Raw genomic sequence first — 16,606 nt, 5'->3', positions numbered from 1 at the left:
CCTTGTGGTTTTAGTTATTGACTAATAATCAAACTACGCACCTAAAATAACGACAAAGCCCCGAACTATCAATATATTAGTTTAAGCTGTTTGTGGCCTTGGGGTCTCGCGTTTATCTAAATAACCGCTGTATCGTGTTGCAATTAACGCCGCTAGACTAATGATAGCACCAATCCAAGCAGTGTCTTGCAATGAGTAGTTTTCAACAACAACACCACCTAACACTGAGCCCAGCGCAATACCGATATTAAACGCTGCAATGTTTAACCCTGAGGCAACATCGACAGCATTCGGTGTGAACTTTTCGGCAAGTTTAACCACATAGACTTGCAGCCCAGGCACATTACCAAACGCAAATGCCCCCCATACAAGTATGGTCAGTACCGCAGCGACTTTAGATTGCATGGTAAAGGTCAGCACTAACAGCACAATACTCAAAGCACTAAAGATAATGGTCAGCGCACTAATCGGGCCTTTTTTATCAGCTAACTTACCGCCGTAGATATTGCCAACAGCAACCGATACCCCATATACCAGCATAATTAAGCTAATGGTGGCTGATGCAAATCCAGTTTGCTGCTCTAAAATTGGCGCTAAATAGGTAAAGGCAGTAAATGTGCCGCCATAACCAAGTATGGTCATCAAGTACACTAGTAAAAGCCTAGGTTGCACCATTACTTTTAGCTGCTCACTCAAAGTAGCTGGTTTACTTTGCTTTAAGTTGCTCGGAATTAAAAACGCGCTACCGATCAGTGCAATTAATCCCAGTAAAGACACCACTAAAAAGGTCGCTCGCCAGCCAAAGTGCTGACCAATCCACGTTCCTAATGGCACACCGGTTACTAATGCAACCGTTAAACCGGTAAACATAATCGCAATGGCACTAGCTTCTTTATCTTTACTGACAAGCCCAGTAGCGATGGTTGAACCAATTGAGAAAAACACCCCATGGGCAAGGCCTGTTAGAATCCTTGCGGTGATCAAGCTACCATAACTAGGTGCTTGCCAAGCCAGTAAATTACCGATTACAAATAGGCTCATTAAGCTAAGTAATACATGTTTTCGATTCCAGCGTCCGGTAAGCGCAGTTAATACTGGCGCCCCCACCGCAACCCCTAATGCGTACAAGCTAACAAGTAGCCCGGCACTCGGTAACGAAACCGCTAAATCATCAGCGATGGTTGGCACTAAGCCGACAATCACAAACTCAGTGGTGCCTATGGCAAACGCACTGAGAGTTAATGCAAGTAATGCTATTGGCATCACATATCCTCTATTAATTTTGAAAGTGCAGCTATTGTGGCTAAAATTAAATTTGCAAAAAATAGCAGTAGTGACAAAATACTTTTGTCAAAAATGAAAAGGTAAAACCATGAGCGTGATCTCCAACACCCAAGATTTAGAAGCATTTATTAGCGTGGTTGATACCGGCGGCTTCTCAAGTGCAGCCAATGCCTTAGATGAGCAAGTAGCAAAAATATCACGGGCGGTAACTCGGCTTGAAAAATCATTAAACGTTACCTTATTCAACCGCACCACAAGACGTATTGAGCTGACCGAAGAAGGTCAGTTATTTTTAGGCTATGCTAGAGAAGCACTCAGTCAGCTAGCACAAGGCGAAGAAGCCTTAAAGCTTCTACACTGCGCCCCTTCAGGAAAATTAAGAGTCGATGCTGCAAGTCCTTTTGTGTTTCACCAATTAGCACCACATTTAAAAGCCTTTAACCAAGCTTATCCTGACATAAAACTTGAGATCACCAGCCACGACAACATTATCGATTTGCTTGAGCATAAAACCGATATTGCTATTCGTATTGGTGAGCTTGCTGACTCAAACTTGCATGCGCGCACTTTGGGAGTCAGTAAGTTACAGCTCGTTGCCAGCCCTAATTATTTAAAAGCGGCACCGCCATTAAACGAGCTAACCGACTTAGCCTCGCACCAGCTTATTGGTTTTACCGATGCGCCGCATTTAAATCACTGGCCGCTAACCACCCCTTTAGACCTTAAATTTTCAATCAGTGCATCAAGCGGTGAAACTGTGCGCCAACTTTGTATTCAAGGTCATGGCATTTCCTTGTTGTCGGAATTTATGATCAACGAAGATTTAAAAGCAGGCCGTTTAGTTAAAGTGCTCGAAGGCGAAGTACTGAGCCCTAATCGCCGCGAAAAAGTGCATGCAGTGTATTACCAAAACAGCGGTGTTTCATCACGAGTATTGGCGTTTTTAGACTTTATAGCACCCAGGTTAACGCTGTAGTTTTTTGCACTTTTAACAAAAGTGTTTTGTGATTACCGGCATTAATTTCATAAATAATTTTCGTTATGCTGAAAGCATATTCGCTTTCAAGGAGCCGTAATGAACAAATTATTCGATACTATACAACTTGCCGGTCATACATTAAAAAACCGCATTGTTATGCCACCGATGACTCGCTCTCGCTCATCACAACCGGGTGATATCGCCAATGAATTAATGGCCGACTACTATGCACAACGTGCCAGTGCTGGCTTAATTATCAGCGAAGGCACACAAATATCAGCCCTAGGTAAGGGTTATGCTTGGACACCGGGTATTTACACTGCCGAGCAAATTGCTGGCTGGAAAAAAGTAACCGACAAAGTTCATCAAGCTGGTGGCATTATGTTTGCTCAGCTTTGGCATGTTGGCCGCGTGTCTCACCCAAGTAATACAGGTGGCGAGCAACCAATTGCGCCATCTGCGATTGCAGCTAAAGACGTAAAAGTTTTTATTGATGAAGATGACAAACCCGACTTTGTTGCCACTGCACAGCCACGCGCAATGAGCCATGACGACATCAAACAGGTTATAAACGAATATCGCCAAGCTGCCCGTAATGCAGTTGATGCAGGGTTTGATGGTATTGAACTTCACGCTGCTAATGGTTACTTAATTAATCAATTTATTGATTCGGAGTCAAACCAACGCACTGATGAATACGGCGGCAGTTTAGAAAACCGCTTACGCTTTTTACAACAAGTGACACAAGCGGTTTGTGATGAAATTGGCGCAGAACGTATTGGCGTTCGCCTTGCTCCACTCACAACCCTCAATGGAACGGTCGATGATAACCCGTTTGAAACCTATATTGGCGCAGCAAAAGTACTCAATGACCTTAACGTTGCTTACCTGCACATTGCTGAAGCTGATTGGGATGATGCACCTTTAATGGAGCAAAGTTTTAAACAAGCACTACGTGAGAACTATGCCGGGTTAATGATTTATGCAGGCAAATACACTGGCGAGAAAGCAGAGCAAGCATTAGCCGCAGGCTGGGCTGATTTAATTGGTTTTGGTCGCCCGTTTGTTGCCAACCCAGATCTGCCAGCGCGCATTGAACAAGGCATTGAACTGGCTCAGCATGATCCAGATACCCTATTTGGAGGCGGTGCTAAAGGCTACACTGACTACCCCTTAGCAACGCAATAACGCACTAAAAAAAGTGGCTCGTCAACCAATAGCTCAATACAATAAAGCTGATGTTGGCGAGCGCTCTTAACCACCAAGGAGCAGAGCTAAACTGTATTTGGCTATACTTGCTTACTAATACCAAAGCGCCCATCACAGTAAACCAAGGAGTAAAAAAGAATAGTGGCTTTAACTTCACTAAACTCACCGCTAAATCGTGCAGCGCCCCACTGACGGCAAAAGTAACAACAACCGCACACCAAACCGGCATAATGTCATTGCAAGGCTTCATGACATACCGAGATAAGTAATAGCTCCACACCGGATTCCAATATCGCCAAAATAGATAAAACGAACTCGCACCCAGCGAGCGTGTCAGCATATTGCGCAGCGAATCTTTATGCCCCAGAGGCACACCTGTACGTTTTTTAACGTATTGAGTAAGGGTAATAGCTGCTGACACCAACTTTCTCTTTTTTACTAATGACTCAATTAGACTACTAAACAGCCAATAAAAGAGAAACCAAAACAGGGTTAGAAATTGTAACGGTTTATTTTATTCGTATTGGTTTTGCGCAGATAGATAGCTGGTAATCACCCATTAACTCTGCTATCAACATTAGAGGGACACCAATGAAAACCTCATTATCATTGATTGGCTACTGAGTGAAATATTGAAAGTGCACCCTAATGGGGTATACTATAATTTATAAAACAAAGGATTTTGTTTCGCGCACGAAAAAAGAAAGTTTGTCTGATATTGATTTAATAAACGCTTGCATAGAGATGTCAGCAGGCCTTTTCGATGCAGACCTAGGTGGTAATGTTTATAAAAAGCGCGTAGCCATGGGCAGTAAAGGAAAAAGAGCTGATTACAGAACTATCGTCAGAGCTGTAATTGGTGATAAATATTTCTTTCTCTATGCGTTTGCTAAAAACGCTAGAGCTAATATAAATGCTAAAGAAAAGTTAGCATTAAAAGAGTTAGCAAAAGAGTTTATTCGATTTTCCCAAAGTGAACTTGAACAACTAGTCGATGATGGCGAACTTTTAATTGTAGGTGATGATCATGAGTGACATATTAAAGTCAGTTCACAAAACAGTGAGTGGATTAAAAAAGTCAGGAGTTATAGACAAAACGACGATGCGTAAATTTGACGCATTATGCCTTACAAGTGTTCATGAATTTACCCCCGAACAAGTTCGTAACTTAAGACTGAAATACAATCTTTCACAACCGGTTTTTGCTCAATACTTAAATGTCAGTGACAAGTTAGTTAAAAAATGGGAGCAAGGTGATAGCTCACCAAGAGGAGCAGCATTGAAAATGCTCACTCTGGCAGAGCAAAAAGGGTTAGAAGTAATCGCTTAAGCCTAATCCAAAGTGTTGTAATTTTGAGCATTCAGCTTCATTAAAATCACATCTTACTTTTTACTTTATTAGTTGCTTGGCTGGTGGCGGGGTTGTCTGGCCAAAAATGTTTTGGATAACGCCCTTTCATTTCTTTTTGCACATCGCGGTAACTTGTTTGCCAAAAGTTAGCTAAGTCTTGAGTTAACTGCAGTGGTCGCCGCGCTGGTGATAATAGCTCCATTAATAATGGCAATTTACCTTGTGCCAGCAAAGGCGTGCTGGTCATGCCATACACTTCTTGCATGCGCACACTGAGCTTCGCAGGGCCATCAAGTTGATAGGTCACTTTTACATTTGAACCACTTGGCACCGTTAATCGTAAGGGGAGCAATTCATTCAATAAACTTTGCTGCTGCCAATCAAAACAGCTTTTAATCGCTTCGCTGTAATTGAACTTTTTTAATTGCTCAAGGTTTTTTATATCATCCAAATAAGGTGCAAGCCATTGGCTATCGGCAATTAAATCATCATGATTTAAACGCGGGAATGACTCTGGTAACAGCTTACTTGCCAAGCTCATTCGAATAAGTAACTGCTCACTATCGGGTTGTTCATTAAATAACGAAAAGCCCTGCTTACTAAATAAGTTTAACCACGCTTTAGTGCGCTCGCTCTTATCTAGAGGCTGTTTACTTGGTTGACTCGCTATGGTGATAGCACCGAGCTTGAGCTCATCTTGATGGATAAAGCGCCCTGCTTTTTCATCGTATTCGCAGCGAGTTTGCTCAGTAAATAAATGCGAAAGATCATCTTCAAGCTCACTTGGCATAAAGGCAACTGCAGCAAAAACCCGGTTTCCCTTATGACCGCCCATATGCGCAATGGCAATATAGTCATCGTTATGCCAAAACTCCTCACTTAAGTCGGCGCCCGCACCATTGGCAAGTAAATAACCATTACCGCGCTTTTTGGCTAAACGGTCAGGAAAGGCAAGTGCCACTAGCAGCGACAAGTTTTCTGTTTTAAGCTCATTAACCGGCTTGAGCTGTAAGCGCGATAGCCAATAATTTAATTGCTGCTTAAATACTGGGTGCGGTTTACTGTGCTGACTGTGTAATGCCAAATTAAGATCAGCTGGCATACTAATGCGGCTTTCAAGCAGTGCAGTTAAATACCCCGCTAATACATAAATACCAGGCATGTGCTGCTCTAGTTGCTTTGCCTTAATGAGCATGTGCGAGAGGCGAATATCGGCTCCATAGCTAAGCATTTGGCTGCCAAGGGCTGTTAGCTTTTCATTTTCATCAATGGCTTCGAGCATTTTTAAAAGTGCTGTTGCCTGTTTAATCTGCTGGCTACTAGGTGGGTCGAGTAAGCTAAGCTCAGCAAGTGATGCCCCCCACTGCTTTGTCTCTAATAACAATTGACTAATATCACTGGTCAAAATTTCTGGCGCATCATGACTGTTACGGCGCTCAAAGGTTTGCTTAGAGCCTAAACGATACACAACCCCCGGCTCAATTCGCCCAGCACGACCTGCGCGCTGTATAGCTGAAGAACGAGAAATACTTTGCGTAACAAGCTCTGTAACACCGGTTTTTAAATTGAAATTGGCAGCACGGCGTTTGCCGCTATCAACCACAATGCGTATTCCTTCAATGGTCAAACTGGTTTCAGCGACATTGGTGGTTAATACCACTTTGCGTTTGCCATTTTTAGCAGGCGCGATAGCAGCTTGTTGCTCGTTTTTATTTTGCTCACCATACAGGCTAAATACTTCAACGCTATCATTTAAATCATTTAAAGACTGCTGAACGCGCATGATTTCACGCTGTCCAGGTAAAAACACTAAAGCACTGCCCGATTGCTCACTAAGCGCCTGTTTTATTAGTGCAGGTATGTCATCGAGCCAACGGCTTTCGTCTTTAAGTGGAATATACACTTCATCAATAGGGTAGCTTCGACCTTGTGATGAAATAATAGGACAGCTGAAAAACTCACTGTAACGTTCGCCGTCTAAGGTTGCCGACATCAGCAATATTTTTAAATCATCGCGAAGTGCTGCCTGTGTTTCGAGGGCAAATGCCAAAGCCGTATCTGCGGCAATTGAGCGCTCGTGAAATTCATCAAAAATAAGTAAGTCTACATCACTAAGCTCTGGGTCATTTTGCAACATACGCGTCAGCATGCCTTCAGTGACAATTTCGAGTTTAGTTGTAGAACTTACTTTTGATTCGCCACGAATGCGTAAGCCGACACTGTCACCGACTATTTCATTCTGCTGACTTGCCAAATACTGGGCAATATTGCGTGCGGCCAGTCGTCTTGGCTCTAACATAACAATGCGTTTAAAGTGCCCTTCGCGCATTAAGGTTAGAGGCAGCCATGTTGATTTACCCGCTCCCGGTGGCGCTTGCAATAAGGCCATTGGGTTACTCTGTAATGTGGTTAACAGGGATTGATAAATATCTTGAACTGGCAGCACGTTAGGTATCTCTTACTTTCTTTTCACGCATTGTATCAAAAAACTAAAAATTGCGATGGCTAAAGGCTTATTTTCTATTTCGGGCTTTAAAAGTGAAAACATTGCATTCTGCCAGTTTAGATTTATTCTTGATTAAACGACCGCACAAAAGTCAGAATAAGGAATAAACTTGTTCAGGATTTACACCCGTATTTTAATCACCTTGCTATTTTTAGCTTTACCGCTTCAAAAAGCATATAGCCAGCAAAAGATTACGGTTGCACTTGGCAATACACTTCCACCTTGGGTGATGGCTGAAGACAACACAGGCATTATTCCTGACTTACTTCGCGCGACACTGGGTGCTCAAGGTTATCAACTACAATTCGTCTACGTGCCTTATGCAAGACGGATCCTTTTATATAATGAAAACTTAGTTGATGTAGTATCTGATATAAACAATAAAGTTATTGAAGCTAATCAAATGAGCGGTTACTTTTCAGATATTGCTTACAACTATGAGAACTTTGCGTTTAGCCTAGCCAAGCGAAATTTCGACCTCAAGTCCATCGCCCAACTAAAACATCATACCGTGCTATCTTGGCAAGGTGCTAAAGCGCGACTTTCACCTGAATATCGCGACATGGCAAAAGAAAACCCTAATTACTCAGAAACATACGACCAATCAACCCAAGTACGGCTTTTATATCGTGAACGGTATGAAGTGATCCAAATGGACGGAAAAATTTTTGACTACTACCGAGCGTTAATTACAAAACATGAGGAGGTTGATGTGTCTGAACCGGTGCAGCGGTTTGCTTTGTTCGGCAAAAGCCCCAATGGTTTTTTGTTTCATGATGAAGCCTTAAGAGACCGGTTTAACGAGAGTTTACGTAAACTAAAATCAACTGAAGAATACACGCGGATAATCAATCGCTATACCTCTAAGAGCCACTAAGTATCTAAAAACTAGCGCAACAGAAAATATTACAGGCTGATTCTAAAAACTACGTAGTAATTGCAAACTTTTAAATTCCACTCATTAGATTTAAAAACATAAAACAACTATAAATCAATAATTTAATAAGTTTCACAAAATTGGTACAGCGATTGCTCTTACTAAGGTGAATGTTTAACAGAGTAAGGAGATTATGATGAACAGCGATCGTTTAGAAGGCAATTGGAAAGAGCTTAAAGGTAAAGCACAACGTAAATGGGGTGACCTTACCAATGATGATTTAGATAAAATTGAAGGTAGCCGTAAAGAGCTGGTTGGTAAACTTCAGCAAAAATACGGTAAATCAAAGGAAGAAGCTGAGCGTGAAGTCAACGACTTTGAAAAAAGCCATTAATTTGAGCAATCAATAAAGCCGCTAATTGCGGCTTTATTTATCAAGCTGGCTCATGCTTTGCTAAATCTACTTCAGCAACCGTTTGATTTTTACCTTGTGATTTAGCGCGGTAAAGCCGTTTATCAGCAATGTTTAAGCAATGATCCATGCTCTCATCAACGACGCGCACGTACAAGCCAATACTTAAGGTAACATGAAAACGATGCTGGCCACTCGTAAATGGCTTTTCAGCAAGCTTCTTATGAATTTTTTCAGCGACTTTTCTAGCTCTAAGCTCATGCCCTGTTGGGATCACAATTAAAAACTCTTCGCCGCCCCAACGAGAAATAACATCTTCTTCTGTGCACACGTTTTTAAATACATCAGCGAAAAATATTAGCACCTCATCGCCCACTTGATGACCGTAGGTATCGTTGATTTGCTTAAAGTTATCAACATCCATCAGCAAGAACACCGCTCCTTCGCCAAAGCACTTATCTTGCAAACATTCAGTTGCGTAGCGACGGTTAGCAAGTTCTGTCATCGCGTCTGTGCGAGCCAGCTTTTGATTAAGCTTAAGTTGTTCCATTAACTGCAAGCTGTATTTGTTACGGTAATATTCGTAGAAGCCAGCCAAAATACATAAAATCGAGAAACACAGCATGACCCGTGTAGGAAAGTAATGACTCGGATAACTGTAATAACCAAATTGATCGGTAAAATAGAAAAGTACCGAGATAATACTGGCAAGCAAGATAAGATCAAACGCTCCGCGCTTTAAACCACGAATAAAAAAGGTCACAGGAGATACAATAAACAACCACAATGGCCCAGTGCCATTACTACCTCCTGAGACGATTAAAAAACACATCATCGAATAGAGAGCGTAAAGCATAAGTACTGCGATGGTTTCGTCACGATTTTTAATGACAAAAGGTGAGGCAAACACAAAGCCGCCAATAATTAATAAATAGCTAAGGGCATGGTAACCATCTTGATAGCTGGTGATCGCCATTAAAAACGAGGTGATTGAACCAATAAATGCAAAAACACGTAAAAATCGTGCTTTATCTTTGTCACTTGCATTCACTGTATCAATCACAATTTCACCTTAGATTTTTTGATCAATCTCAACAATACCAATCCGCAATAATACTTAATCATTTTGAGGGATTAAACCTGTCGCTACCTGCGTTAAAAATTTCTGATTTAGAACAACTAAATAACGAAATTTTTGCCTTGTTATCAACGAGGTTTCATTGCCTCAAAATAGACCACTTTATTAAGCGAATTGGTATAACTTTAACACAAATATTTAAATTAGAAGGAATTTGCCAGTATTAAAGCAATTAAAAAGAAAAAAGTATGATAAAAAATTAGCATAAAAAAACGAGCCATTTGGGGCTCGTTTTTAATTTAAACAAAAGCTAATAACTAGAGGTTATTATTCCGGTTCATAGCCCAAGTTAGGCGACAACCAACGCTCGGCTTCTGCAAGCGTCATGTTGGTACGCTTAGCGTAATCTTCAACCTGATCTTGTTGAATTTGCGCCACTGCGTAGTACTTAGCTTCAGGGTGAGAGAAATACCAACCAGAAACCGCCGCACCCGGCCACATTGCGTATGAACTTGTTAGCTTCATGCCGATACGCTGTTCGGTATCAAGTAACTGCCAGATTTTCTTCTTCTCTGTATGTTCAGGACAAGCCGGATAACCTGGCGCTGGGCGAATACCTTGGTAGTTTTCACGAATAAGTTCATCGTTCGATAGATTTTCATCTACCGCATAGCCCCAATACTCTTTACGCACTTGCTCATGCAAGTACTCAGCAAACGCCTCAGCTAAACGGTCTGCAACGGCTTTAACCATAATCTTATTATAATCATCTTGCTTCGCATCGAAGGCATCGGCAAGGTCGTCTTCTTCAAGACCACCGGTAACCGCAAACGCACCAAAGTAGTCAGGAGTGCCTTTAGGCGCAATATAGTCAGCTAAACAGTAGTTAGCAAAGTCGGTTTTTTCAGTTTGTTGGCGTAAATGACACGATGTAGTTAAAAGCGTTGTACGCGACTCATCGGTGTAAATCTCAATGTCATCCCCTACTCGGTTTGCAGGGAATAAACCAATGACACCTAGAGGTTGTAGTGCACCTGATTGCTCTAGCTCATCAAGCATTGCATTAGCATCAGCGAATAAGCTTTTAGCCTGTTCACCTACAATTTCATCTTCAAGAATACGTGGATACTTACCAGCGATTGACCACGTCATGAAATAAGGTGTCCAGTCGATGTACTGTCTTAACGTCGCAATCGAAACATCTTTAAATTCAGTCACACCTAGCTTTTTCGGCACAGGTGGCGTGTAGTTGTCCCAATCCAATTTTACTGCGTTGTCACGAGCACGCTGTAAAGTAACGGGTTTTGAGCGAGGCTTTTTACGTGCTTGTTGTTCACGTACTTTTTCATACTCAGCCTTGGTTTTTTCTAAAAATGCCGGCTTTAACTCTTTCGACAATAAATTAGAAACCACACCTACAGCACGGCTGGCGTTATTGACGTAAACCACACCTTTATCATACTGAGGCTCAATTTTAACCGCGGTATGCGCTTTAGAGGTTGTTGCACCACCAATCAGTAGCGGTAATTCAAAACCACGACGGGTCATTTCTTTGGCAACATGCACCATTTCATCAAGTGATGGGGTAATCAGCCCTGATAAACCAATAATATCGGCTTTTTCGTCAATGGCGGTTTGCAAAATTTTCTCTGCCGGCACCATCACACCAAGGTCAATAACCTCGTAGTTATTACATTGCAGTACCACGCCTACGATATTCTTACCAATGTCGTGTACGTCGCCCTTAACGGTTGCCATAACCACTTTACCATTGGTTGCACCCTCTTCTTTTTCAGCTTCAATGAAAGGGTCAAGATAGGCAACGGCACGCTTCATTACACGAGCTGACTTAACAACCTGAGGTAAGAACATTTTACCCGCGCCGAATAGGTCACCAACGACGTTCATGCCGTCCATAAGCGGGCCTTCAATCACTTCGATAGGCTTAGCTTTGCCCTTGCGGCACGCTTCGGTATCTTCATCGATGTATTCGGTAATACCTTTAACTAATGCATGTTCAAGGCGCTTTTCAACAGGCCAAGTACGCCACTCTAAATCTTCAACTTTTTCTGCTTGCGCCATACCTGAGTATTTGGGTGCAAGTTCAACAAGTCGTTCACCGGCACCTGGGTCGGTATTGAGGATCACATCTTCTACAGCTTTACGCAGCTCGTCGGGAATATCGTCGTAAACCGCTAATTGACCTGCATTTACAATGCCCATGTCCATACCCGCTTTAATCGCGTGGTATAAAAACACAGAGTGAATAGCCTCACGTACTGGGTTGTTACCACGGAACGAGAACGACACATTCGATACACCACCCGACACTTTACAGTGCGGTAGGCCTTGCTTAATTCGGCGCGTACCTTCAATAAACTCAACCGCGTAGTTATCGTGCTCTTCAATGCCCGTTGCGACGGCAAAAATGTTCGGGTCAAAAATAATATCTTCTGGCGGAAAGCCAATATCTTCAACGAGTATTTTGTAACTGCGCTGACAAATCTCGAACTTACGATCAGCGGTTTCTGCTTGCCCTGTTTCATCAAACGCCATTACAACCGCAGCAGCACCAAAGCGTTTAATTAGCTTAGCTTGGCGGATGAACGGCTCTTCACCTTCTTTAAGTGAAATTGAGTTAACAATGGCCTTACCTTGAATACACTTTAAGCCTGCTTCAATCACTTCCCATTTAGACGAGTCGACCATGATAGGTACTTTTGAGATATCAGGCTCTGAGGCAATTAAGTTTAAAAACTTTACCATCGCCGCTTTCGAGTCCAACATGGCTTCATCCATGTTGATATCAATTACTTGCGCGCCATTTTCTACTTGTTCACGGGCAACATCGAGAGCGGTCTCGTAATCTTCTTCCATGATCAAGCGCTTAAACTTAGCCGAGCCTGTTACATTGGTACGCTCACCGACGTTAGTAAATACAGCAATTTGGTCAGTCATGTCGGTTTCCTAGTTTAAGTTACACGCTTCAAGGCCCGATAAGCGCATACGCACTTCAAGCTCAGGTAATTGGCGAGGTTTAACACCTTCAAGGCCTTTCGCAAACGCCTTAATATGAGCCGGAGTGGTGCCACAACAACCACCTACAATATTGATAAAGCCAGACTTGCCCCAATCAATAATTTCTTTCGCCATTTCAGGAGCTTCTAAATCATATTCGCCAAACTCGTTCGGTAAACCTGCATTGGGATGCACCGAGGTAAAGGTTTCACAAACGCGCGATAACTCTTCAACATACTGGCGCAGTAAGTCAGGGCCAAGGGCGCAGTTAAGGCCGATTGATAGCGGTTTGATATGACGGATTGAGTTATAAAATGCTTCTGTTGTTTGCCCTGATAAAGTACGGCCAGAGGCATCGGTAATGGTGCCTGAGATCATCACAGGTAAACTACGACCAGCTTGCTCGAATGCTTCTTCTACAGCGAACGAAGCCGCTTTTGCATTAAGGGTATCAAAGATGGTTTCTATTAAAATAAGATCAGCACCACCTTCCATCAGTGCCAGTGTTGACTCAACGTACGCCGCCACCAGCTTATCAAAGTTGATATTACGATAACCTGGGTCATTTACATCTGGTGAAATAGAACAGGTTTTTGACGTTGGCCCAAGTACACCGGCTACATAACGCGGTTTGCTAGGATCGTTTGCTTCAAGTTCATCACACACGCTGCGTGCAAGCTTCGCTGACTCGAAGTTGATTTCGCGGCTAAGGCTCGCCATGTCGTAATCTTCCATCGAAATAGTCGTGGCATTAAAGGTATTCGTTTCGATGATATCGGCACCGGCTTCTAAGTAAGCACGGTGAATATCAGCAATGATTTTTGGCTGAGTTAGGCTTAATAAATCGTTATTGCCTTTAATAAGTACATGCCAATCTTTAAAGCGCTCACCGCGATAATCCTGTTCTTCTAATTTATATTCTTGGATCATGGTGCCCATCGCGCCATCGAGGATTAAAATTCGCTGTTTTAGCGCCTCGTTTAATTGTTCGCGTTTATTCACTGCATTACTCGGCATAGTTGTTAGTCCTTACATCTTGGCTAACTAAGTTAATATCATACGGTGTAGTTTGGTACACATAATAGTTTAACCAATTCGAAAACAATAAAAAGGCATGGCTTTGCCACGTTTTCGACGGTTCGTTGTCTGGGTTATCGTCAGGGAAGTAGTTTTCTGGCTTAGGCGCATCCGCTGATTTTTCTTGGTCGCGTAAATACTCCCCTTTTAAGGTATGAGCATCGTACTCTGGATGGCCAGTAATATACACTTGGCTGCCTGATTTATTTTTAATTAAGTAGGCACCTACTCGATCTGATCCGGCTAATACTACCAGCTCTTCGCAGGCAGTGATCTTATCGATATCAATATGACCATAACGAGAATGTGGCACTAAAAAGGTATCATCAAAGCCACGCGTTAGCGCTGCGTGGTCAAAATAGCTTTTATGGGTGAAAACACCGCTTAATTTGTTTGGTTTCAGATCACGTTTAAGGCCATAGTGATGATAAAGCCCCGCATGGGCCGCCCAACACGAAAACAGCGTAGACGTAACATGTTGCTCAGCCCAATCTAAAATAACTTTTAGCTCGTCCCAGTAAGCAACTTCGTCATACTCTAAATGAGCAAGCGGCGCGCCTGTTATGATCATGGCATCGTAGTTATTATCTTTCACTTCTGAAAAATAGCGATAAAACGTATCCATGTGCTGCTCAGAGTGACTACTGGTGCGGTGAGTATCTAAGCGCAACAGCTCAACATTAACTTGTAGCGGTGAATTAGCTAACAAGCGAATAAACTGCACTTCGGTTTCAACCTTGTTTGGCATTAAGTTTAAGATGGCCAAACGCATTGGGCGTATCTCTTGCGTTTTCGCGCGACTTTTTGGCATTACAAACACGTTTTCTTGGCGTAATTTTGCAATGGCTGGCAATTCATCTTTTACTGTAATGGGCATAGCTGGCTCCGAGCATAGTTATCTGACTGCTAATTATGAACGGATAGTTAGAAATTTCAACCTCTAGATGTTTAGATGTCCAAATGAAGTAGTATTTCTGAGTGGTCATTAATTAAAATGTATGACTCTTTGAGTAAATAACACCTTGATGATAAGCCTATCATAAACGCTGAATTCTGTATTTTGAGGTAGTTTGGGTATACAATACTTGCTGTTAATTTTTCTTATAAATTGAAGGCTCCTTTCATGGTGTTACCAGATAAGTTTATATTCTCGATGAGTCGAGTTTCTAAGGTTGTGCCACCTAAGCGCACTATCTTAAAAGATATTTCTTTACACTTTTTCCCAGGCGCAAAAATTGGTGTGCTAGGTCTAAACGGTGCAGGTAAATCAACATTACTTCGCATTATGGCTGGTGTTGACCAAGACTTTGAAGGTGAAGCTCGCCCTCAACCAGGCACTAAAATCGGTTACTTACCGCAAGAGCCTGTGCTAGACGAAAGCAAAACAGTTCGCGAAACAGTTGAAGAAGCAGTAAGCGAAGTTAAAAATGCACTAAACCGCCTTGATGAAGTATACAACGAGTATGCAATGGACGGTGCTGACTTCGATGCGCTTGCTAAAGAGCAAGGCGAACTTGAAGCTATCATCCAAGCGCACGATGGTCACAATATCGACAACGTGTTAGAGCGTGCAGCTGATGCATTACGCCTACCACCTTGGGATGCAAAAATTGAACACCTTTCGGGTGGTGAGCGTCGCCGTGTTGCGATCTGCCGTTTACTACTTGAAAAACCAGATATGCTTATTCTTGACGAACCGACCAACCACTTAGACGCTGAGTCAGTTGCTTGGTTAGAGCGCTTCTTACACGACTACGAAGGTACCGTGGTTGCTGTAACCCACGACCGTTACTTCTTAGATAACGTAGCAGGTTGGATTTTAGAGCTTGACCGTGGTGAAGGTATTCCTTGGGAAGGTAACTACTCATCGTGGCTTGAGCAGAAAGATTTACGTTTACAACAAGAACAGAAATCTGAAAAAGCACGTCAAAAATCAATCGCGCAAGAACTTGAATGGGTTCGTTCAAACCCGAAAGGCCGTCAAGCTAAGTCTAAAGCACGTATGGCACAGTTCTCTGAGCTTCAGCAAAACGATTACCAAAAGCGTAACGAAACGAATGAACTATTCATTCCACCGGGTCCACGCTTAGGTGATCAAGTTATCGAAGTGAAAGGCCTGAAGAAGAGCTTTGGCGAACGTGTATTAATCGATGACTTAAACTTTGCAATGCCGAAAGGCGCTATCGTAGGTATTATCGGTGCCAATGGTGCGGGTAAATCAACGCTATTCAAAATGCTAAGTGGTGAAGAAACGCCAGATAGCGGTGAGATCATTGTTGGTGACACTGTTGAGCTTGCAACGGTTGATCAGTTCCGTGGCGACATGGACGAAAGCAACACTGTTTTCCAAGAAATCTCTAACGGCCAAGACGTATTAAAAATTGGTAACTTTGAATTCCCAAGCCGTGCCTATGTTGGCCGCTTTAACTTCAAAGGTAACGACCAACAAAAATTCGTTAAAGACCTATCAGGTGGTGAGCGCAACCGTTTACACCTAGCTAAGTTACTAAAAGCTGGTGGTAACGTATTACTACTGGATGAGCCAACCAATGACCTAGACGTTGAAACACTACGTGCACTTGAGAACGCTATTTTAGAGTTCCCTGGCTGTGTAATGTGTATCTCGCATGACCGTTGGTTCCTTGACCGTATTGCTACACATATTCTTGATTACCGTGATGAAGGCCAAATTAACTTCTTCGATGGTAACTACACAGAATACGAAGAGTGGTTGAAGAAAACCTTAGGCGCAGAAGCGGCACAACCTAAGCGTATTAAATACAAAAAAATTGGCTAATTAGCTGATACTCAAAAA

14 protein-coding genes are annotated in these 16,606 nt (G+C 42.6%); 7 read left to right on the top strand and 7 right to left on the bottom strand.

The features are described 5' to 3' along the window. Positions 1-81: 81 nt before the first annotated feature. Positions 82-1,263, bottom strand: a complete 1,182-nt coding sequence (locus CWB80_RS07030) for an MFS transporter (RefSeq protein WP_054554305.1) — start codon at positions 1,261-1,263, stop codon at positions 82-84. Positions 1,264-1,372: 109 nt separating this feature from the next. Here CWB80_RS07030 and CWB80_RS07025 point away from each other — a divergent pair, with 109 nt between their 5' ends. Beyond that, positions 1,373-2,260: a LysR substrate-binding domain-containing protein gene (locus CWB80_RS07025; protein ID WP_138600240.1), complete on the top strand. Its 888-nt coding sequence runs from the start codon at positions 1,373-1,375 to the stop codon at positions 2,258-2,260. 99 nt (positions 2,261-2,359) lie between these two features. Beyond that, on the top strand, positions 2,360-3,451 hold the full coding sequence (locus CWB80_RS07020; RefSeq protein WP_138600238.1) for an alkene reductase: 1,092 nt from the start codon (positions 2,360-2,362) through the stop codon (positions 3,449-3,451). A gap of 4 nt (positions 3,452-3,455) precedes the next feature. On the opposite strand, the gene CWB80_RS07015 is transcribed toward CWB80_RS07020, so the two are convergent. After that, entirely contained in the window at positions 3,456-3,893 is a 438-nt protein-coding gene (locus tag CWB80_RS07015; protein ID WP_138600237.1) for a membrane-bound O-acyltransferase family protein, read from the bottom strand. 227 nt (positions 3,894-4,120) lie between these two features. Here CWB80_RS07015 and CWB80_RS07010 point away from each other — a divergent pair, with 227 nt between their 5' ends. Next, positions 4,121-4,507 carry a type II toxin-antitoxin system RelE/ParE family toxin gene (locus CWB80_RS07010; RefSeq protein WP_138600235.1) on the top strand — a complete coding sequence of 129 codons (387 nt, stop codon included), beginning with the start codon at positions 4,121-4,123 and terminating at the stop codon, positions 4,505-4,507. Further along, positions 4,500-4,802, top strand: coding sequence for a helix-turn-helix domain-containing protein (locus CWB80_RS07005; RefSeq protein ID WP_138600233.1), 303 nt, complete (start codon positions 4,500-4,502; stop codon positions 4,800-4,802). The genes CWB80_RS07010 and CWB80_RS07005 overlap by 8 nt, the downstream gene beginning before the upstream one ends. A 46-nt stretch (positions 4,803-4,848) precedes the next feature. On the opposite strand, the gene hrpB is transcribed toward CWB80_RS07005, so the two are convergent. Then, complete coding sequence (hrpB, locus tag CWB80_RS07000; protein WP_138600231.1) at positions 4,849-7,269, bottom strand: ATP-dependent helicase HrpB; 2,421 nt, start codon at positions 7,267-7,269, stop codon at positions 4,849-4,851. Positions 7,270-7,438: 169 nt separating this feature from the next. Here hrpB and CWB80_RS06995 point away from each other — a divergent pair, with 169 nt between their 5' ends. Together CWB80_RS06995 and CWB80_RS06990 are read left to right on the top strand one after the other, a co-directional pair. Beyond that, positions 7,439-8,206 (top strand): substrate-binding periplasmic protein, encoded by a 768-nt coding sequence (locus CWB80_RS06995; protein WP_240921066.1) that lies wholly within the window; start codon positions 7,439-7,441, stop codon positions 8,204-8,206. A gap of 196 nt (positions 8,207-8,402) precedes the next feature. Continuing rightward, on the top strand, positions 8,403-8,600 hold the full coding sequence (locus CWB80_RS06990) for a CsbD family protein (RefSeq protein WP_054554301.1): 198 nt from the start codon (positions 8,403-8,405) through the stop codon (positions 8,598-8,600). 40 nt (positions 8,601-8,640) lie between these two features. On the opposite strand, the gene CWB80_RS06985 is transcribed toward CWB80_RS06990, so the two are convergent. The 4 genes from CWB80_RS06985 to CWB80_RS06965 all read right to left on the bottom strand — a co-directional run bounded on the left by CWB80_RS06985 (position 8,641) and on the right by CWB80_RS06965 (position 14,668). Beyond that, positions 8,641-9,681, bottom strand: a complete 1,041-nt coding sequence (locus tag CWB80_RS06985; RefSeq protein ID WP_138600229.1) for a GGDEF domain-containing protein — start codon at positions 9,679-9,681, stop codon at positions 8,641-8,643. A 342-nt stretch (positions 9,682-10,023) separates the two neighbouring features. Further along, positions 10,024-12,654 carry a methionine synthase gene (gene metH / locus CWB80_RS06975; RefSeq protein ID WP_138600227.1) on the bottom strand — a complete coding sequence of 877 codons (2,631 nt, stop codon included), beginning with the start codon at positions 12,652-12,654 and terminating at the stop codon, positions 10,024-10,026. Between the two features lie 9 nt (positions 12,655-12,663). Continuing rightward, positions 12,664-13,731, bottom strand: coding sequence for a homocysteine S-methyltransferase family protein (locus CWB80_RS06970; protein ID WP_138600225.1), 1,068 nt, complete (start codon positions 13,729-13,731; stop codon positions 12,664-12,666). Continuing rightward, entirely contained in the window at positions 13,721-14,668 is a 948-nt protein-coding gene (locus CWB80_RS06965) for a homoserine O-succinyltransferase (RefSeq protein ID WP_138600223.1), read from the bottom strand. Before CWB80_RS06965 ends, CWB80_RS06970 begins: the two co-directional genes overlap by 11 nt. A gap of 246 nt (positions 14,669-14,914) precedes the next feature. Between CWB80_RS06965 and ettA the strand changes: the two genes are divergently transcribed. Further along, a complete protein-coding gene (ettA, locus tag CWB80_RS06960; protein WP_138600221.1) occupies positions 14,915-16,588 on the top strand; it encodes an energy-dependent translational throttle protein EttA in 1,674 nt (557 codons plus the stop codon). The last annotated feature ends 18 nt before the right edge of the window (positions 16,589-16,606 follow it).

Origin of the sequence: Pseudoalteromonas sp. S1650, assembly GCF_005887195.1 — a bacterium.
Lineage (GTDB): Bacteria > Pseudomonadota > Gammaproteobacteria > Enterobacterales > Alteromonadaceae > Pseudoalteromonas > Pseudoalteromonas simplex.
This window is presented reverse-complemented; position numbering and strand designations above follow the sequence as displayed.